The sequence below is a fragment of the Sphingomonas flavida genome (assembly GCF_036663655.1).
Lineage (GTDB): Bacteria > Pseudomonadota > Alphaproteobacteria > Sphingomonadales > Sphingomonadaceae > Sphingomonas.
Map to the genome: position 1 here is coordinate 52,499 of NZ_JAXOJH010000007.1, position 19,799 is coordinate 72,297.

At 66.0% G+C, this 19,799-nt stretch carries 18 protein-coding genes and 1 tRNA gene; 9 read left to right on the forward strand and 10 right to left on the reverse strand.

Features of this window, described 5'->3' with window-relative positions; all coding sequences use genetic code 11:
- Positions 1-160: 160 nt before the first annotated feature.
- The 6 genes from U1703_RS09695 to U1703_RS09720 all read left to right on the forward strand — a co-directional run bounded on the left by U1703_RS09695 (position 161) and on the right by U1703_RS09720 (position 6,064).
- Positions 161-1,093, forward strand: a complete 933-nt coding sequence (locus U1703_RS09695; protein WP_320451980.1) for a glycosyltransferase family 2 protein — start codon at positions 161-163, stop codon at positions 1,091-1,093.
- A 126-nt stretch (positions 1,094-1,219) separates the two neighbouring features.
- Positions 1,220-1,909, forward strand: coding sequence for an ATP-dependent Clp protease proteolytic subunit (locus U1703_RS09700; RefSeq protein WP_320451981.1), 690 nt, complete (start codon positions 1,220-1,222; stop codon positions 1,907-1,909).
- Between the two features lie 111 nt (positions 1,910-2,020).
- On the forward strand, positions 2,021-3,292 hold the full coding sequence (clpX, locus tag U1703_RS09705; RefSeq protein ID WP_320451982.1) for an ATP-dependent Clp protease ATP-binding subunit ClpX: 1,272 nt from the start codon (positions 2,021-2,023) through the stop codon (positions 3,290-3,292).
- Positions 3,293-3,367: 75 nt separating this feature from the next.
- On the forward strand, positions 3,368-3,961 hold the full coding sequence (locus tag U1703_RS09710; RefSeq protein ID WP_332785522.1) for a GNAT family N-acetyltransferase: 594 nt from the start codon (positions 3,368-3,370) through the stop codon (positions 3,959-3,961).
- 89 nt (positions 3,962-4,050) lie between these two features.
- A complete protein-coding gene (locus tag U1703_RS09715; protein WP_332785523.1) occupies positions 4,051-4,749 on the forward strand; it encodes a RibD family protein in 699 nt (232 codons plus the stop codon).
- 187 nt (positions 4,750-4,936) lie between these two features.
- Positions 4,937-6,064, forward strand: coding sequence for a calcium:cation antiporter (locus tag U1703_RS09720; RefSeq protein WP_332785524.1), 1,128 nt, complete (start codon positions 4,937-4,939; stop codon positions 6,062-6,064).
- A 129-nt stretch (positions 6,065-6,193) separates the two neighbouring features.
- On the opposite strand, the gene U1703_RS09725 is transcribed toward U1703_RS09720, so the two are convergent.
- On the reverse strand, positions 6,194-7,951 hold the full coding sequence (locus U1703_RS09725) for a M1 family metallopeptidase (protein ID WP_332785525.1): 1,758 nt from the start codon (positions 7,949-7,951) through the stop codon (positions 6,194-6,196).
- A 148-nt stretch (positions 7,952-8,099) separates the two neighbouring features.
- Here U1703_RS09725 and lon point away from each other — a divergent pair, with 148 nt between their 5' ends.
- From lon to U1703_RS09740, 3 genes are all read left to right on the forward strand, one after another.
- A complete protein-coding gene (lon, locus tag U1703_RS09730) occupies positions 8,100-10,538 on the forward strand; it encodes an endopeptidase La (RefSeq protein ID WP_332785526.1) in 2,439 nt (812 codons plus the stop codon).
- A 186-nt stretch (positions 10,539-10,724) separates the two neighbouring features.
- Entirely contained in the window at positions 10,725-11,024 is a 300-nt protein-coding gene (locus tag U1703_RS09735; protein WP_320452353.1) for an HU family DNA-binding protein, read from the forward strand.
- A gap of 64 nt (positions 11,025-11,088) precedes the next feature.
- Positions 11,089-11,163, forward strand: a tRNA-Val gene (locus U1703_RS09740).
- 157 nt (positions 11,164-11,320) lie between these two features.
- Here the strand turns inward: U1703_RS09740 and U1703_RS09745 are convergent.
- From U1703_RS09745 to U1703_RS09785, 9 genes are all read right to left on the reverse strand, one after another.
- A complete protein-coding gene (locus tag U1703_RS09745; protein ID WP_332785527.1) occupies positions 11,321-11,458 on the reverse strand; it encodes a hypothetical protein in 138 nt (45 codons plus the stop codon).
- Between the two features lie 295 nt (positions 11,459-11,753).
- Complete coding sequence (locus tag U1703_RS09750) at positions 11,754-12,791, reverse strand: c-type cytochrome (RefSeq protein WP_332785528.1); 1,038 nt, start codon at positions 12,789-12,791, stop codon at positions 11,754-11,756.
- Positions 12,788-13,366, reverse strand: coding sequence for a cytochrome c oxidase assembly protein (locus U1703_RS09755; protein WP_332785529.1), 579 nt, complete (start codon positions 13,364-13,366; stop codon positions 12,788-12,790). The genes U1703_RS09750 and U1703_RS09755 overlap by 4 nt, the downstream gene beginning before the upstream one ends.
- Positions 13,363-13,740, reverse strand: a complete 378-nt coding sequence (locus U1703_RS09760; RefSeq protein WP_320451991.1) for a hypothetical protein — start codon at positions 13,738-13,740, stop codon at positions 13,363-13,365. Before U1703_RS09760 ends, U1703_RS09755 begins: the two co-directional genes overlap by 4 nt.
- Positions 13,737-16,247: a cytochrome c oxidase subunit I gene (gene ctaD / locus U1703_RS09765; RefSeq protein WP_332785530.1), complete on the reverse strand. Its 2,511-nt coding sequence runs from the start codon at positions 16,245-16,247 to the stop codon at positions 13,737-13,739. The genes U1703_RS09760 and ctaD overlap by 4 nt, the downstream gene beginning before the upstream one ends.
- Positions 16,244-17,215, reverse strand: coding sequence for a cytochrome c oxidase subunit II (gene coxB, locus U1703_RS09770; RefSeq protein ID WP_332785531.1), 972 nt, complete (start codon positions 17,213-17,215; stop codon positions 16,244-16,246). Before coxB ends, ctaD begins: the two co-directional genes overlap by 4 nt.
- 73 nt (positions 17,216-17,288) lie before the next feature.
- The gene (locus tag U1703_RS09775; RefSeq protein WP_332785532.1) at positions 17,289-17,813 is read right to left on the reverse strand and encodes a TspO/MBR family protein; all 525 of its coding nucleotides are present in this window, start codon (positions 17,811-17,813) and stop codon (positions 17,289-17,291) included.
- Between the two features lie 31 nt (positions 17,814-17,844).
- Entirely contained in the window at positions 17,845-19,257 is a 1,413-nt protein-coding gene (locus tag U1703_RS09780) for a PepSY-associated TM helix domain-containing protein (RefSeq protein ID WP_332785533.1), read from the reverse strand.
- Positions 19,258-19,342: 85 nt separating this feature from the next.
- A complete protein-coding gene (locus tag U1703_RS09785) occupies positions 19,343-19,777 on the reverse strand; it encodes a hypothetical protein (RefSeq protein WP_332785534.1) in 435 nt (144 codons plus the stop codon).
- Between the last annotated feature and the right edge of the window lie 22 nt (positions 19,778-19,799).

The window sequence follows — 19,799 nt, forward strand, 5'->3', positions numbered from 1 at the left end:
TCCGTCGTGGTACGCCCCCTCCACCCCCGCTTCGCGGCGGTCCCCCTCCCCTTGCAGGGGAGGATCGTCTAACGGGCTGTCCCGCCCGGCCGTCATGGCGCATAGGGATGTCGGGACGTGACGGGGGGCCGGATCGCCCGACCATGCACGAGGATAGGTTGTGAACGAACCCCGGATCGCGGTGCTGTTGCCCTGCTATAATGAAGAGGCGGCGATCGCCCAGACGATTGCGGGTTTCCGCGCGGCGCTGCCGATGGCGGCCATCTATGTCTATGACAATAACAGCCGCGACCGCACGATCGAGGTCGCCCGCGCGGCGGGTGCGATCGTCCGGTCGGAGCGTATCCAGGGCAAAGGCGCGGTCGTGCGCCGCATGTTCGCCGATATCGACGCCGACATCTATGTGATGGCGGACGGCGATGCGACCTATGACGCCGCCTCCGCCCCCGACCTGGTGCGCCGGATGGTCGAGGAACAGCTCGACATGGTCGTCGGCCAGCGGGTGAGCGAGGCCGAGCTCGCCTATCGTCGCGGGCACCGGTTCGGCAATGCGATGCTGACCGGCATGCTGGCGCAGCTGTTCGGGCGGAGTTTCACCGATATCCTGTCGGGTTACCGCGTCTTCTCGCGTCGTTTCGTCAAGAGTTTCCCGGTCCTGTCGGTCGGCTTCGAGATCGAGACCGAGATCAGCGTCCATGCGCTGGAACTGAAGATGCCGTGCGCCGAAATCGCGACGCCCTATTATGCGCGCCCCGAAGGCTCGGCGTCGAAGCTGAGCACCTATTCGGACGGCTGGCGCATCCTGCGCACGATCATCAAGCTGTACCGTATCGAACGGCCGATGTGGTTCTTCGGCGCGATCGCCGCGCTGTTCGCCGCGCTGGCCGTGCTGCTCGCGATTCCGCTCGCCCTGACCTATCTCGACACCCATCAGGTGCCGCGCTTCCCCACCGCCATCCTGTCGACCGGGCTGATGCTGCTGGCCGGGCTGAATCTGTTCACCGGATTGATCCTCGATACCGTGGTGCGCGGGCGGCAGGAAGTGCGGCGGCTGGCCTATCTGGCACTGCCCGCGCCGGGTTCGGCGGGGTGATCGCGTTCTGTCCGGTACCCAAAAAGGGTAAACGCTGCATCGCGGCACGGCGGACCAACGACGGGGCTTGAATATGGGCAGCCGTCACGCGACATAGGGGCTCTTCTGGGCATAAGAGAGAATTTCATGCACAATCCGTTCGAGACCGGCGATTTCGCGAGCCCGCTGGCGCAGGCTGGCGTCGGGCTCCGGCAGACGCAGGCCGGTCTGGTTCCGATCGTCATCGAGCAGTCGAACCGCGGCGAACGGTCGTTCGATATCTTCAGCCGCCTGCTTCGCGAGCGCATCATCTTCGTCACCGGCGGTGTCGAGGACGGCATGGCCTCGCTGATCTGCGCGCAGCTGCTGTTCCTTGAGTCGGAGAATCCGAAGAAGGACATCTACATGTACATCAACTCGCCGGGCGGTGTCGTCACGGCGGGCATGGCGATCCATGACACGATGCAGTATATCCGCCCGCGCGTCGGCACGCTGTGCATCGGCCAGGCCGCCTCGATGGGCAGCTTCCTGTTGTCGGCCGGTGAGCCGGGCATGCGCGTGGCGACCACGAACAGCCGCATCATGATCCACCAGCCTTCGGGCGGGGCGCAGGGCATGGCGGCCGACATCGAGATCCAGGCGCGCGAAATCCTTCGCATGCGGCATTTCCTGAACTCGCTGTACGCCAAGTACACCGGCAAGCCGCTCGAGGAGATCGAGCGCGCGATGGACCGCGACAAGTTCATGAGCGCCGAGGAAGCCAAGGAATTCGGCCTGCTCGACCAGGTGTTCGACAAGCGTCCGGCCCCGACCGACGATATGTCGGCCTCGGCGTAAGATGGTCCGTTCGTTGTGAACGGTTTATTTCGATTGTGACTTTATCGGGGTGCGGTACGATGCGCACCCCGGCAACGGTAGCGCACCGGTATCGCGTGCGAGAGGTGATTGATGGACAAGGTGAGCGGTGGCAACTCGAAAAGCACCCTCTATTGCTCGTTCTGCGGAAAGTCGCAGCACGAGGTGCGCAAGCTGATCGCGGGGCCGACCGTCTTCATTTGCGACGAGTGCGTGGAGCTGTGCAACGACATCATCCGTGAGGAGACCAAGTCCGCGCTTGTCTCCAAGAAGGATGGTGGCGTGCCGACGCCGCAGGAAATCTGCAACGTGCTCGACGATTACGTCATCGGGCAGAAGCAGGCCAAGCGTGTCCTGTCGGTCGCGGTGCATAACCATTACAAGCGGTTGAACCACGGCGCCAAGGGTGCCGATGTCGAGCTTGCCAAGTCCAACATCCTGCTCGTCGGGCCGACCGGCTGCGGCAAGACGTTGCTGGCGCAGACGCTGGCGCGCATCCTGGACGTGCCGTTCACCATGGCGGACGCGACGACGCTGACCGAGGCCGGTTATGTCGGCGAGGACGTCGAGAACATCATCCTGAAGCTGCTCCAGGCGTCGGACTATAATGTCGAGCGGGCGCAGCGCGGCATCGTCTATATCGACGAGATCGACAAGATCAGCCGCAAGGCCGAGAATCCCTCGATCACCCGCGACGTGTCGGGTGAGGGCGTTCAGCAGGCGCTGCTCAAGCTGATGGAAGGCACGACCGCCAGCGTTCCGCCGCAGGGCGGGCGCAAGCATCCGCAGCAGGAATTCCTGCAGGTCGACACGACGAACATCCTGTTCATCTGCGGCGGCGCATTCGCGGGTCTCGAAAAGATCATCGGCGACCGTCTGCAGGGCAAATCGATCGGCTTCGGTGCCTATGTCGCCGCTCCGGAAGAGAAGCGGACCGGCGAATATCTGCGCCAGACCGAGCCCGAGGATCTGCTGAAGTTCGGCCTGATCCCCGAGTTCGTCGGCCGTCTGCCGGTCATTGCGACGCTCGAGGACCTCGACATCGCGGCGCTGGTCAAGATCCTGTCCGAACCGAAGAACGCGCTGGTCAAGCAGTACCAGAAGCTGTTCGAGATGGAGAGCGTCGAGCTCGACTTCACCGACGATGCGCTGACCACGGTCGCCAAGAAGGCGATCGACCGCAAGACCGGCGCGCGCGGGCTTCGCTCGATCCTGGAGGGCATCCTGCTCGACACCATGTTCGACCTGCCCGGCATGGACGGCGTCGACGAGGTTATGGTCGACAAGGACGTGGTCGAGGGTCGCAAGGAACCGATCCGCGTCTATGCCGAAAAGGCCAAGAAGAAGGACGACGCGGCGGCCTGATGGCGTTGTGACGTTCGGAATGTGATGGCGGGCGCTTCCCTGTGGGAGGCGCCCGTTTTCCTTTGAGGGAATGCCATGGTGACGATCCGAGAAGCCGGGGCTGACGACCGGGCGGCGGTGGCGACGATGCTGGCGCGCGCCTTCGCGGACGATCCGGCCATGTCCTATATCTTCCCCGATGCGGCCGACCGGGCCAGGCGCCTGCCGCGCCTGTTCGCACTGCTGTTCGACAGCGACGCGGTGGGGATGCGGCTGATCAGCGAGGCGGCGGACGCCGGGACCTTCTGGCGACCGCCGGGGCAGGCGCATGTGCCGATGATGGCCTATGTCCGGCGACTGGTCCCGGTGCTCCATGCGCTGGGGCCGTCTCTGCCCCGCGCGATGCGGCTGGGCGATGCGATCGAGGCGCATTTCCCGGCCGAGCCGTTCTGGTATCTCCACATTGCGGGTGTCGATCCGGCACGGCAGGGGCGCGGGCTGGGCGGCGCGTCGATCCGGGCGGGGCTGGCGCGGTGTGACGCATCGGGCGTGCCCGCCTATCTCGAGACGGCGACCGAGAGCAATGTGGGGCTCTATGCGCGGCTGGGGTTCGAACTGGTCGAGCAATGGTCGGCGCCGAAAGGCGGCCCGCGTTTCTGGTCGATGATGCGGCCCGTCGGGGGGCGCTAGACCTTTCTCCCCTGCACGGGAGGAATGAGACAGGCCTCCGAACCCCTCTGCTTCATTGCGCGTTGCCGCTCCGAACAGGAGATGTGTCGATGAAGCCCCATATGATCTGCCACATGATTTGCAGCCTGGACGGGCGCATCCTGCAAAGTCGCTGGCGGCCCGAAAGCTACAAGCCCGGCGACCTGTTCGAGGATCTGCACGACCGGATCGGCGGCGACGCGTGGATCGTCGGTCGCGTGACGGGGCAGGAGTTCGCCAAGGGCAACCGCTATCCCGACACGGACGAAAGCTTCCCCCGCGAACACTGGTTCGCTCGCCGCGAGGCCGATGCATTCGGCGTCGTGCTGGACGAACGGGGCAAGATCGTCTGGGGACGCGGCGATATTGGCGGTGATCCGATCGTCGTCGTGCTGACCGAAGCGGTGTCCGACGCGCATCTGGCCGGGCTGCGTGCGGATGGTGTCTCCTACATCTTTGCCGGGGCGGAGACGATCGACCTGCACGCGGTGCCCGAAATCCTGAATCGCGAACTGGGCGTGAAGACTTTGCTGGTCGAGGGCGGGGGCACCGCCAATGGCGAATTCCTGCGCGCCGGACTGATCGACGAGATCAGCATGGCGCTCTGCCCCGCGATCGACGGCGCGGCGGGCGCGCCCAGCCTGTTTCATTCGGGCAAGACGGATGCCGACACCCCCGCGCCGCTGACGGGCCTGACATTGACGCATCACGAGGTCTTGCCGGGTGGTGAGATTTGGTTGCGCTATCGGGTGGTAAACGAGGCATACTGAGGACCAAGCCATCCTCACCCTTCCCACCCGCTGTCGCGGGAGGAAGGCGCGAAGCGCCGGAAGGGTGAGGAAGTTGGTTGCAGATTCGCAACGAATCTCGTTCGAGAAGGGAGCCAATAGGGCGCTTTGCGCATTGGCATGACAGACACGTCATCATTTCCGTCCTGTTACGAAAGGCCTCTCCAGAATGAGCGAACCCGACGCCATCGTCACCGCCGGTCAGAAGCGCGCGCTGCTTCAGCGTCTGCTGATGCCGTGGTGGACCGTGGTGTTTCCGGCTCTCGGCCTGATCGCCATCGCGGTGTCGCTCTACAAGATGGGCACGGCGGGGGTGATCGTCGCGGCCGTCATCCTGATCGGATGCGTGCTGTCGGCGGTCCATCAGGCGGAGGTCGTCGCGCACCGGGTCGGCGAACCCTTTGGCACGCTGGTGCTCGCGGTCGCGGTGACGGTGATCGAGGTGTCGCTGATCGTCAGCCTGATGCTGTCGGACGCGGGTGACGCCTCCAGCCTGGCGCGCGATACGGTGTTCGCGGCGATCATGATCATCCTGAACGGCATTGTCGGCCTATGCCTGCTGGCCGGGGGCGTGCAGCATGGCGAGCAGCGTTTCTCGCTGCGCGGGGCGAGTGCGTCGCTCAACGTGCTGACCGCGATGGTCGTGCTGTCGCTCGTCCTGCCCAACTATGTATCGTCGGCACCGGGGCCGACCTATGCGCCGTCGCAACTGATCTTCGTCGCGCTGGTCAGCGTGATCCTCTACGGCACCTTCGTGATGGTGCAGACGGTTCGCCACCGCGACTATTTCCTGCCCGCCGACGAGGATATGCCAGCCGACGCCCATGCCGAGCCGCCAACCAACGCCGCGGCCTGGGCGGCGCTGGGGATGCTGCTGGTCGCGCTGGTCGGCGTGGTGTTGCTGGCCAAGGGGCTGTCGGGAATTGTCGAGGCGGCGATCCTGGGCGCGGGCCTGCCGCTCGCCATCGTCGGTGTGGTGATCGCCGCGCTGGTCCTCGCGCCCGAAAGCCTGGCGGCGTACCGCGCGGCCAAGCGTAACCGGCTCCAGACCAGCCTCAACCTGGCGCTGGGGTCGGCACTGGCGACGATCGGGCTGACCATCCCGGCGGTGGCGATCGTGTCGCTGATGCTCGGCTTGCCGCTGGCGTTGGGGATCGGCGCGAAGGAGATGATCCTGCTGGTGCTGTCGCTGTTCACCATCACGCTGACGCTGGGCAATGGGCGCACCACCATACTCGGTGGGGCGGTGCATCTGGTGATCTTCGCGGCGTATCTGTTCGTGACCGTGGTGCCGTAAACCAATCGACGCCGCCGTTCAGCTGAGCGAAGTCGAAGGCCACGGGTCGAATGCCACCAGGAACGGGGGCTCGGTGCGTGCATTTCGACGTCGCTCAATGCGAACGGGGGGTGGGGAGTGGAAGGGCGCTCAGTTCGCCTTCTTCCTCTTCGCGGCATGCTCGTCCCTCCATGCCCGGAACTGCTCGATCGCGACCGAGCGCTTCAGGATCTTGGCCCAGGGATCGACCACCACATGCGCGCCCTCGGGCACGGTCAGCGTGCCGGTCCCGGCGGTCATCGGCAGCGTCTGGGTCTTGTCCCCGACCTGCACCTCGACCGGCAGCGGGAAGGGGCCGTTGCCCGGCACCTTCCATGTCAGCGTCAGGCGGTCGCCCACCCGCGTCTCGACGATCTCGGGTAGGGCGGCCTGGCGGAGATAGACGTCGAAGAACCAGCCATAATCCTTGCCCGTCACCTGCCGGACGAACCCCTCATATTCCTTCGTCGAGCCATAGCGCGGGCTGAAATTCCCCGGCTTCGGATCGGTCCGGCCATAGACGGCGAGCCGCGTCACGTCCCAGAACGCCTTGTCGCCGATCAGGTTGTGGAGCGTGTGCAGCATCCACGATCCCTTCATATAGATGTCCAGGCCGGGCCCGCCCTTGGCGTCTTCATAGACATCCTGCTCGGTCATGCTGTGGTCGTGGACGATGGGCGCCTTGTTGGCGATCTGCCCGCGCTGGGCATCCATCATCACCGCATAGCGCGCCTCGCCCTCGCGCCAGCGGCCATAGGATGGCTGCATGTAGCTGCCATAGCCTTCGTGCAGCCAGAAATCGTCCCAGTCGACATTGGTCAGCTGGTTGCCGAACCATTCATGGCTGAACTCGTGCTGGAACAGCCAGTCGAAGCCCTCCGGCGCCTTGGCATATTCATTGCCGTAAGCGTTGATCGTCTGGTGCTCCATGCCCTTGTGCGGGGTTTCGACCACGCCCAGCTTCTCGTCGCCGAAGGGGAAGGGGCCGATGGTCGATTCGAAGAAATCCAGCGTCGGCGCGAATTCGGCGAACAGGCCTTCGGCCTTGGCCTTCTCGCCCGGCAGATACCAGTAGAACATCGGGATCGTGTTGCCGAAGCGGCTCTTGTAGCGTCCCTCGACGACTTCATAGGGCCCGACGTTCAGCGCGATGGCATAGGTATTGGGGTGCTTCGTCCGCCAATTCCACCGCGTACGACCATCGGCCAGCGTATCGACGCCCAGCAGCACGCCGTTGGACGGTGCCTTCAACCCCTTGGGCACGGTGATGTGCAGTGTGACCACGCCCGGTTCGCCCATCGGATAGTCGAGGCATGGCCAGAACAGGTCGCAGCCATAACCCTGCGCCGTGGTCGCGAACCAGGGCCGTCCGTCCGGCGTCTTCGCCCAGACGACACCGGTATCCCACGGCGCGCGGACCGCGACGTGCGGTGTTCCGCCATAGGTGATCTTCGCGCTGACCTTTTGGCCGGTGCGGAGCGGGCGGGGCAGGGTGACGACAAGCTGTCCCTCCGGATTCGACCATTGGCCAGGCCTTAGCGGCTTGCCGTCGATCGCGATGGCGCGGACCGGCAGGTTCTTGTCCAGGTCGATGACCAATCGGGCAAGCGGGGCCTTGGCGGTGAAGACCAGCACGGCGACGCCGTTCAACTCCCGCGTGTCGGGCAGCACCTCGAACGACAGGTCGGCACTGTCGAAGCGCATGGCGAGCTGTTCGGCCGGGCGGACCCCGCCCGATATCTGCGTCTGGGCGGTCAGCGGCGGCTCACCCTTGCCGGGAAGCAGGTGGGACGTCTGCGCCGCCACGGGAAAAGCCGACAGCAACGAGGAGGCTAGAAGCGCGCGGGCGCCATTCCGTATACGATTCATGGGGCATGGTGTCGCGCAAGACAGCCGCCTTGGCAAGCACCCGACCGCGTGTCACCGCGTCACCTTGTCGCAACGGGAATTGATGGATCGGCAACCCTCCCCATATAGTAAGGTGAAGAGGCCCCGGTGAGGGCCGACCGGAGTTTGCATGAACCAGTCCTATCCCGTCCTTCCGCTGCGTGACATCGTCGTCTTCCCGCACATGATCGTGCCCCTGTTCGTCGGCCGTGACAAATCGGTCGCGGCGCTGGAAGCGGCGATGGCGGCGGACAAGGAAATCTTCCTCGTGGCACAGCTCGATCCGGCCGAGGACGATCCCTCGCGCGAGGATCTGTACGAGATCGGCGTGACCGCCACCGTCCTGCAGTTGCTGAAGCTGCCCGATGGCACGGTGCGCGTGCTGGTCGAGGGCAAGACGCGCGGCCGCCTGTCCGAGCTCGACGAGTCGGGCGCGTTCCTGACCGCGACGATCGACCTGACCGAGGTCGAAGCCGATGCCGCCGTGCTGGAAGAGCAGGAGGTCGAGGTCGATGCCAGCGTCAAGGCGCAGATCGCGGCGCTGATGCGCTCGGTCGTCGACCAGTTCGAGAATTACGCGAAGCTTAACCGCAAGCTGCCCGCCGAAACCGCGGTTCAGCTGGGCGAGATCGAGGATGCCTCGCAACTCGCCGATGCGGTCGCCGCGAACATCTCGGTCAAGGTCGCCGACAAGCAGGCGCTTCTGGTCGAGACCGATCCGGCCAAGCGGCTGGAAATGGCCTATGCCCTGATGGAGGGCGAACTGGGCGTCCTGCAGGTCGAGAAGAAGATCAAGAGCCGCGTCAAGCGCCAGATGGAGAAGACGCAGCGCGAATATTATCTCAACGAACAGCTGAAGGCGATCCAGCGCGAGTTGGGCAATGAGAGCGAGGACGGCGATGGCGACGAGATCGCCGAGCTGACCCAGAAGATCGCGACGCTCAAGCTGTCGAAGGAAGCGCGGACCAAGGCGACTGCTGAGCTGAAGAAGTTGAAGACCATGGCGCCGATGAGCGCCGAGGCGACGGTCGTGCGCAATTACCTGGACGTGCTGCTGGGCCTGCCCTGGGGCAAGAAGTCCAAGGTGAAGAAGGACATCGCCGCGGCGCAGGCGATCCTGGACCAGGATCATTATGCGCTGGAAAAGGTGAAGGACCGGATCGTCGAGTATCTGGGCGTCCAGGCGCGCACCAACAAGCTGAAGGGGCCGATCCTGTGCCTCGTCGGGCCGCCGGGCGTCGGCAAGACGTCGCTCGGCCAGTCGATCGCCAAGGCGTGCGGGCGCGAGTTCATTCGCCAGTCGCTGGGCGGCGTGCGTGACGAGGCCGAGATTCGGGGCCACCGCCGCACCTATATCGGCTCGCTGCCGGGCAAGATCGTGACGAACCTGAAAAAGGCCGGCACCTCCAACCCGCTGTTCCTGCTCGACGAGATCGACAAGCTGGGCCAGGATTTCCGGGGCGATCCCGCCTCGGCGCTGCTCGAGGTGCTCGATCCGGAGCAGAACGCCAAGTTCAACGATCACTATCTGGAGATCGACATCGATCTGTCGGACGTGATGTTCGTGTGCACCGCGAACACGCTGAACCTGCCGCAGCCGCTGCTCGACCGCATGGAGATCATCCGTCTGGAAGGCTATACCGAGGACGAGAAGGTCGAGATCGCCGAGCGGCACCTGGTTGCGAAGCAGGTCGAGACGCACGGCCTGAAGGACAGCGAGTTCACCCTTACCCAGGAAGGTCTGCGCGCGCTGATCCAGCGCTATACCCGCGAGGCGGGCGTGCGGACGCTGGAGCGTGAGATTGCGCGTCTGGCGCGCAAGGCGCTGCGTCAGATCCTGGAGGGCAAGGTGACGTCGGTGACGATCACGCCGGAGAATCTCCACGAGTTCGCGGGCGTCCAGAAATATCGCCACGGCCTGTCCGAGCAGGAGGACCAGATCGGTGCGGTCACGGGCCTCGCCTGGACTGAGGTGGGCGGCGAGCTGCTGACCATCGAATCGGTGACGGTGCCCGGCAAGGGCCAGGTGAAGACGACCGGCACGCTGGGCGATGTGATGAAGGAATCGGTGCAGGCCGCCTTCAGCTTCGTCCAGGCGCGCAGCCCCAGCTTCGGGATCAAGCCGTCGCTGTTCCACCGCAAGGACATCCATATCCACCTGCCCGAGGGCGCGGTGCCCAAGGATGGTCCGTCGGCGGGTATCGGTCTCGTCACCTCGATCGTCTCGACGCTGACCGGCATTGCGGTGCGCAAGGACGTGGCGATGACCGGCGAGGTCACGTTGCGCGGGCGCGTGCTGCCGATCGGCGGATTGAAGGAGAAACTGCTGGCGGCGCTGCGCGGTGGCATCACCACCGTGCTCATTCCGCAGGAGAATGAGAAGGATCTGGCGGACATCCCCGCCAACATCCTGAACGGCCTGAAGATCGTGCCCGTCGCGCATGTCGACGAGGTGCTGCGCCTGACGCTGGTCGAGCCGCTGGAGGCGATCGACTGGACCGATGCGGACGAGCTGGCGGCGCTGCCGCCCGCGCCGATCCCGGCGGTCGGGGGCGAGCGTCACCACTGACCGTCGTGAGAAGGGGGCCGCTGGTCTTATGATCGGCGGCCCTTTTCAAACGATGTCATGGGGATGACATGCTCTTCTGTTTGCGTCATCGTTCGCCATGGACATGACGGCGAGGTTTGACAGCCCCATCCGTCGCGTCATTATCGTTGCCTTAATATTTGGACGGCACCGAGTCCTGTGTCGTTTATCGTCGAAATCATAGGGGGTTATGGAATGAACAAGCAGGAGTTGATCGCTACCGTCGCCGATTCCTCGGGCCTTGCGCGCGGCGATGCGGTCAAGGCGGTGGATGCGGTGTTCGAATCGATCTCCGCCGCGCTCAAGAAGGGCGATGAAGTCCGCCTCGTCGGCTTCGGCACCTTTTCGGTTTCCAAGCGCAAGGCGTCGACCGGCCGCAACCCCCGCACCGGCGAGCCGATGACGATCAAGGCCTCGTCGCAGCCCAAGTTCAAGCCGGGCAAGCTGCTGAAGGACTCGGTCAACTAAATTGGTGATTTTGGGGCTGGACAGGCGGCGGACCGCCGCCTAAAGGCCCGTCCTCCGGTTCACCGGGCGCGTAGCTCAGCGGTAGAGCACACCCTTCACACGGGTGGGGTCACAGGTTCAATCCCTGTCGCGCCCACCATTCCCCAGAGGCTACAGGCCAGGCGGGAATGGTCCGAGAATGACCGGCTCCCGACATTTGGATCTTACCCTAGTCCTCGCATCGGCCATGTTCCATGCGCTTGGCTGGTGTAAATGGGCGTGACCTCGACGTTCAGGATCCGTCACGGAACCTGTCTTCAGTCGCAATCTTCAGAGAAGCGCAGCGGCATCCCGAAGCACAGGCTGACTGACGCAATCGACCGTTTGGCCCGATCCGTCAGCGAAGAATCGAACGTCGTCATCGGCCACGGGCAGGCAATACGGGCGGCGATCATTCGGCCGCCTGGACCGTAATGACATCGTATTGAACCAAGGCGAGCCCTACCCATCAGGGGAGGGGTTGGGGTGGGGCCTCGCCAAAGGTGCGGCACTCGCGGAAGCGCCCCACCCCCGGCCCCTCTCCTGAAGGGGACGGGGAGTCCACCTCATGTCATCCTGCTATAAATCTTGCAAAACAGCCGCGACACATCCAGCAAATGCAGGAAATGCCGGTCGCCTTTCCGTCTCCGATCCGACTGACCTGAGCTATTGTCCCACCACCCCGACGAAGGCCGGGGTGGTGTGCGACGCTCAAGGCCGAGCGGCCGTTTCCCCGGCAAGATAATGGGCGATCGGGTCGATCATGTCCTTGGGGATACGGCGCGCGATGACGGGCATCGTCGCGTGGCTCTTGCGCGCGTCGACAATGTTCTTGTCGCCCTGCCAGTGGCGCAGGCGCTCCGCGATGTAGCTGGCGCGCTGGCCCGCAAGGACCGGATAGGGCTTGCCGGGGGCGTGACAGCTGGCGCAGGCGGGCAGCTGGCGTTCGGGCAGGCCGCGTTCGACGATGCGGGCGGCGGCGGGATCGCCGGCTGGCGTCGCACCGAGCCCAGCCATGGCGGCAAAGCGACGTGCCGCAGCCTCCATGGCGGCGGGCTCCATCCGCATCGCGACCTGCTGCATCACCGCGCTCGACCGGGTGCCGTTGGCATAGCCCTTCAGCGCGGCGAGCAGATATTCGGGGCTCTGGCCGCCCAGGATCGGAATGTCGGGGCTGCCGCGTCCCCGACCGTCGGTGCCGTGGCAACCGGTGCAATTATCCGGGTCGACGGTGGGCGAGGCCTTGGCGACCAGTGCCTCATATTGGGCGGGCGTCATGCCGGGCAGGCGGCGGACAAAGGCGACCATGCGCCGCACCTCGTCCTTGCGGTCCTGTACGGCCCAGGCGGGCATGCCGGTATATTTGACGCCGTGCTGGAGGATCCAGAACAGCTGCTTGTCGGTCCACTCACGCGCGTTGATCGCCAAGTCGGGTGCGGGCGGGGTAGCGGCCTGCATGACGGGGGCGGGTTTGTGGCCGGGCGCGCCGTGGCAGACCGCGCAGGAATTGCTGAAATGCCCCGCCGCGCTGACCAGACCGGTGGCGTCAGCCGGGTCGTTCGGCGCGGTCAGGGCGGCATGGGTGCGCACCGAGTTGCGCATTGCCCAGTGCAGGAACCAGTCGGTGATCGCCCAGTGCCCACTGGAGGCGGCGAGACTGATGACGCCCGACCAGGCGACGGCCATGCCCAGCGCGGCCAGGCCGATCAGGGTCGCGAGCACCCGCTTCCAGGTGATGCGGATCGTCATGCGTGCGCCTCCTTGGGCATCTGAAGCAGGCGGCCGAGCATTGCGAGCCCCCCGCACAGATAGGCGACGCCACCGACCAGCAGCATGACGACACCCGCCATCTGCTGGTCATCCAGCGCGCCCGCGCCGTGATGGCTGTAGAGCGGCCGCGGCGCCAGGCCGATGAGCGCGCCGAGCAGGGTCATGTGCATCGAGGTGACGAGCAGCGCCGCGATCCCCGCCGCGCGGTGGCGGGGGGTGAGGACCGCCGCCCAGAGCAACAGCCCGGCGGCCAGGAAGCTGATCTGCTCGGCGGCCAGCCACAGGGGTGCATGGTCGGCCAGACGACGCAGCGACGGCACGTGCCAGCCCCAGACGATCACCGCCTCGATCAGGGCGGCCACCAGCGGAGTGGTCAAAAGCGGCCAGCGTTCGGCGGGGTCGAACCGCGAGCCTTGCAGGCCCAGCGCCAGGAACGGTGCTGCGACCGCGACCGCGATCATATGCGCGATCATATGGCCGGTCATGCCCCAGCCGCTGAACGCCCAGCCAAAGGGCAGCAGCGCCAAGCCCGCGATCAGGAAGGCGCGCTTCATCGGCAATCGTTGAGCATGAGGACGGGCAAAGCGGTAAAGATCACCGCAATGAAACTGAGAGCGGCCAGCAACATGGTCGAATAGGCCAGGAAGCGGAGGCGGTCGATATCGGTGCCTTCGTTATGGGGCGGCGGATCTCCCGGCGTGCGCGACTGCTGCCACGCGATCACGCCCGATGCGGCGATGATGGCGAGGGCGACGACCGTCCCGATCGCGAAGGCGGTGGGGAACAGCGCCCACTCGCCGATCTTCTCGCAACTGATCGCCGCCCATATGTACGAAAACAGGAAATGCACCGCCCAGGCGGTCGGCGGGACGATCAGGGTCCACAGGGTGACGCGCAGCCGGTGCGCCCCCTTCAGCCAGCGCTTCATAGCCCGGTCTCCGGAAACAGGCCGATGGTCAGATAGGTGACGATCGCGGTCAGCGCGAAGAAATGCGCATAGACCGTGATGTTGCGGATATCCGCATCATAGGTCGGCGTCATCCTGCCCGCGATGCTGCGCGCCAGCGTGTAAAGCTGCATGATCGCCGCGACGGCGCCATGGACGACGGTCCAGACGACCAGCACCCAGACGATGGCGGGATAGACATTGGCGGTCGGGTCGAGCCCGTTGAGGCAGGCGATCCCGGCGAACAGGCTGGCAATGGCGGTCGCGGCCCCGGCGATCAGCAGGCCGCGTGCGGCGGTCACCCCGCCGCGCGCATGGACCTCGCGTGCGGCCAGCGTCGCCGCCCAGCTGGCCAGCGACAGGGCCAGCGCGGTCATCGGCCCGCCGACGCCGGGGCCCGCAAAGCCGGACCCGAAATCCGGATGCACCGTCCAGTAGAAATAATAGCCAAAGACCAGGCCCGAGAACGCCGTCGCGTCCGCCATCATCGTGATGAACATCGCCCACCAGCCGGGCGCGGCGGGCCCGGAAATATACAGCGGCAGGCGCATGCCATGGCCGATCGGCTTTTCGGGCTTCTCCGGGATTTCCGCGGTATCCCACAGCCACCATAGGATGCAGCCCAGCGTAACCACGCCGCCCAGCGCCGCGATCAGATACAGGTGATAGGTGGTCAGGATGAACACGCTGCCCAGCGCGACGGCGGTCGCCATCGGCTTGACGCTGGGGGTGCCCAGGCGGATCACCGACACGGGCTTGGCATCCAGGACCGAGGTGATGATCGTCTCACGACGACCTTCCTCGGCATCGGGCAGGAAGAAGCGGCCTTCATCGACCTTGGCGACGAAATTCTTCTGGTCCCAGATCGGATAGCGGCTTTCGACCAGCGGCACCGAACGGATGCCCCAATCCTCGTCATCCGGATGCGCCAGCCATTCCAGCGTGCCCGCATTCCACGGGTTGCGCGGCGACTTGGCCCGCGTCGGCGACAAGGCGAGGTCGATAACCAGCACCAGCACGCCGGCCGCGAACAGATAGGACCCGGCGGTCGAGGCCAGGTTCAGCCAGCCGATGCCCAGTTCCTCCGGGTAGGTGAAGACGCGGCGCGGCATCCCCTCCAGCCCCGACAGATGCATCGGGAAGAAGGTCAGGTTGATGCCGACGAACATGATCCAGAAGGCGATTCGGCCCAGCCGGTCCGACAGCTTCTTGCCGGTGATCAGCGGCCAGTAATAATAGAGCCCGCCGAACAGCGGCAGCAGCGTTCCGCCGATCAGCACGTAATGAAGGTGCGCGACGATGAAATAGGTATCGTGCGCCTGCCAGTCGAACGGCGCGATCGCGACCATCACGCCGGTCAGGCCGCCGATGACGAACACCGCCAGGCTGCCCGATGCGTAGAGCAAAGGCGTCGACCACTTAACCTTGCCCGCCCACAGCGTGGCGATGAAGGCGAAGATCTGCACGCCGGTCGGGATGGCGACGGCCTCGGAGGCGGCCGAGAAGAAGGCCAGGCTGATCTTGGGCAGGCCGGTCGCGAACATGTGATGGACCCACAGGCCGAACGACAGGAAGGCGGTGCCGACGGCGGCCAGCACGATCCACGGATAACCGAGCAGATGGCGCTGCGCGAAGGTCGGGATCATCATCGCGAACAGCGCGATCGAGGGCAGGAAGACGATATAGACTTCCGGATGGCCGAAGATCCAGAACAGGTGCTGCCACAGCAGGGGATCGCCGCCACGCGCCGCATCGAAGAAGGGCCAGTTGAGCAGTCGCTCCATCTCGAACAACAGGTCGCCGGCGATCAGCGGCGGGAAGGCGAACAGGATCATCACCGCCACGACCAGAATGTACCAGGCATAGAGCGGCATCAGGTTCAGCCGCATCCCCGGCGGACGGCATTTCAGCACACCGACGATCAGCTCGACCGCCGCCGCGACCGACGACACCTCGATGAAGGACAGGCCCAGCATCCAGATATCGGCGCCCAGGCCCGACAGGTCGGTCCGGGTCGTCAGCGGCGGATACATGAACCAGCCGCCATCGGGCGCGGCGTTGAAAAAGATCGAGCCGCCGACGAACACGCCGCCGAGCAGGAAGCTCCAGTAACCAAAGGCCGAGAGGCGGGGGAACGGCAAGTCGCGCGCGCCCAGCAACTGGGGCAGCAGGATGATCGACACCGCCTCGAACATCGGCACGGCGAACAGGAACATCATCATCGAGCCGTGCAGCGTGAACAGCTGGTTGAAGGTGTTCGCCGAGACGAGATCGTTGTCGGGCACCGCCAGCTGGGTGCGCATGATCAGCGCCAGCACGCCCGCGAACAGCATGAAGCCGAACGCGGTCAGCGTGTACCAGATGCCGACGCGGTTGTTGTTGGTGTCGGTCCAGCGAAGGAACAAGCCGGAGGGTGGTTTCCACACCTCGCGCAGCCGGTCTTCCTGGGCGGCGCGAAGCTGGGGATCGTCCTGCGCGTGGAGGCTCATTTCAGGCCCTGAAGATAGCGGGAGAGGGCCATGGCCTCGTCATCCGACAATTGGGGGAAGGACGGCATCCGGACGCCGGGCTTGGTCTTTTCGGGGTGGCGAATGAAGCCTGCGACATTGGCCGGGGTCATCGGCAGGATACCCGCCGCCAGCGTGCGACGCGCACCGAAATGGGTCAGGTCGGGGCCGATCCGGCTGGGCGCCGTGACGCCTGCCACGGTGTGGCAACCGCCGCACCCATTGTCGGCAAACAGCTTGGCACCCGCCGCATCGCCGCCGGTGCGGGCGGGCCGCGCTTCGTTGGCCAACCAGGCATCGAAGGCGGCGGGCGGCATGGCGATGACGTCGAACGCCATCAACGCATGGCTAAGCCCGCAAAACTCGGCACATTGCCCGCGATAGCGGCCGGGCTTTTCGGCGCGGACGACCAGCGTGTTGATGCGGCCGGGGATCATGTCCATCTTGCCCGCGAGGCCGGGAATCCAGAAGCTGTGGACGACGTCGCCCGCGCTGAGTTTGAAGGCGACGTTGCGGCCGGTGGGGATGCGGATCTCGTTCGCGCTGGCGACGGGCGTACCCCCGGCGGGGCGATAGGCGACTCGCCACCAGAATTGCTCGCCATCGACCGCGATGGTCAGGTCGGCGGGCGAAACCGGGCGCGGCTTCATATAGGGCAGCGAATAGGCGAGCAGCCCGAGCAGCACGATCGTCGGAATGACACCGCCCAGCCACAGCACGACGCGCATGCCCCGACGATGGTCGATCGCGCCTTCGGGTGCGCGGACCGCGTGGCGCATCAGCAGCGCGACACCGCCCGCGATGATCACCGCCCCGACCAGCATGATGATGAAAAGATGCCGAATATCGGCCGCGTCCGCGCCGAATGGGGCCAATGTGGACTGATGCGTGTTGCATCCTGCCAGCAAAAAGGCCGTGACGGCTAAGGTGGTAATGCTTGTCCCCCGCATCGCCCCCGAACGTTTCCCAGGTGGAATAGTTCATGAAGAGTTCATGCAAATTTCACGTTCGGGGGCGTTTCTGTCATCGATTGTTGTTGCGCCGCCACACCTCCTCGGCGAGCAGCGTCGCAAAGCCTAGCCAGGCGGCCAGCGGCACCACGCTGGCCGCCGCCGGGCGATCGACCTTCCACGCGGTGGCGACGAGCGCCCCGGCGCCGACCGCCATCGCTCCCGCCGCCGCCGTGCTGGCGCCGGTGCGACGCTCGCGGAAGAACAATTCGGTCCAGCCGCCGATCATCGCGCTGTTGCCCAGCCACAGGGCGACCGCCGCATTGCGCCGGGGCGAGGGTTCCGCACGAAGCAGGCGATAGCCCCCGACCGCCGCCAGCGTCTCCAGCACCGGCCATACCGCGCCGAACACCTTGTCGGGCGGGGTGAAGCCGGGCTTGTCCAGCTTTGCGTACCAGCGGCGGATACGCGGATGCGACGGGTCGGGCGCGTTGCGCCGTCCGATCAGCGCACTGAGCCCCAGCACCCCTGCGGCGATACCTCCGGCGACCAGGGGCGAGAGCCCGCCATTCTTGCTGCTGTCCGTCATGACCGTCATCCTTCGCTGTTTCCGGGATAACGGTTGCGCGTCATCCGCGTTCAACCGCCATGCGACGTCGACCCCAGACGACCAGCCGGTCGAGCGCCGCGATCACCAGCAGCGAGCCGCCGAACAGCGGCAGGACGATCCCCGCCACCACCAGCGTGGCGAGCAGGCCGCCGACCCGTGCGCCGGACACCGGCGGCGGCGCACCGATGCGTCCCGCCGGGCGTCGCTTCCACCACATGGCGATACCGCTGATCGTCAGGACCCAGATCGCGACGCAGGGGAGCAGCATCAGCAGCTGGTTCGCGCGCCCGAAAAAATTGCCCATGTGCAACTGCACGCCCGACTCCACCGCCCGACCGACGATCCCGTAATCGGCGTAGCGGACCTCTGGCCCGATCGGGCGAAAGCTGTACCGGTCGATATAAAGCGTCTTCTGGCCCGAGGGGCGGTCGGGATAGGTGAAGGCGGTATAGACCCCGCGCGGCCCGTCGGGGAGGAACAGGCGGTAGCTGCCCTGCCAGCCATGTTCCGCCAGCACATGGGTGACGCGATCGGTGCCGCGCAACACCGCCGGATCGCGGGTGATGCCGGGCGCGGCGGGCCGGTGGTCGGCGTGCCCCTGCGGCATGGTCGAGCGGGGAAGCGGCGCGTTCCCGAGCGTCCAGGGGACCTCGCCCAAGGCGGTCTTCATCGGCTGGCTGTCGGGGATGTTGTACTGGCGAAAGGACGGCGGATAGCCGATTCCCAGCGCGTCGCTGGCCCCTTGCAGCAGCGGCCCGCTGACCCCGGCCCAGGGGAGGCCGGTGACGATCAGAAAGGCGATCAGCACCACGCTCCACAGGCCGACAGGTCCATGCAGATCGCGCCAGAACCGCCGCCCGCGCCCCGACAGACGGGGCCAGAGGGTGCCCGCTGCCCGGAACCGCCCGCGCGGCCACCACAGGAGCAGGCCCGACGCCAGCAACACCAGCGCCCAGCACACGGCCAGCTCGACCAGGCGTTCGCCGAACACGCCCATCAGGATCGAACGATGCATCGCATCGGCCCAGCCGATCAGGGTCCGGTCATAGACGACGCTGCCCAGCACGCGGCCGGTGCCGGGATCGACCGCGACGCGGCGTGGCGGCCCGGTGTCCGGCTGGACGAAGACCACCACCGCGCGATGGGCGCTGCCGGGCATGTCGATCCGCGACGCGCTGCCCGGATAGGCGGCCAGTGCGGACTGGATCATGCGCGACATCGGCACGGTGTCGCGGTGCGGCGGGACGAAGCGCAGCTCGGGGTAGATGGCGTCGTTCAACTCGTCATTGAACAGATAGATCGCACCGGTCAGGCTGAGCATCAGCAGGATCGGCGCGACCAGCAGGCCGGCCCAGAAATGCCAGCGCCAGATGGTGCGGTGAAACGCCGCGCGGCGGGAGCCGGTCGGTCGCGGTGGGTGTGTAACGGACATGGAACAGGGCTTTCGGCCGGTGCCCGGTGTATTGCGGGCACAAGAATCCGGGACGCGCTTCAAGAAGCGGCGTCGGGGCTGGCGGTCAGGAAAGCGCTGGGGGGCCGCGTGACGGCGGGCGGGAGCGTGGGACGGCGGGGCGGCGCAGGGGCGTGCCCCAGGCAATGCCCGCCGCCATGACGAAGGCGATCAGCAGGACGAGCTGGATCGGATCGGTCGTCGCCAGCACTGGCGCGGCAAGCCCCGAAAAGGCGCAGGGCAGGTCGCGACCATGGCCTTTGTCGCTATGTCCCGGCGGATGGCCGGTCGCGACATGCGCGGTCGCGTCGTGTCCGGGCATCACGTGATGGCCACTGGGCGAGGGCAGGGGAGCGCTGCCGGGGCACAGCACGACGCCCATGCCGCCATCGACCGGCCCGACCATATAGCCCGTCGGCACGATCAGCTTGAGCAGCAGCGCCGCCGCGCAGAGCAGCACGGCAAGATGGCGTTGCGCGAACAGGCTGCGGATCGCCGTCACGCCGGCCGGGGTAGTGCGCCGG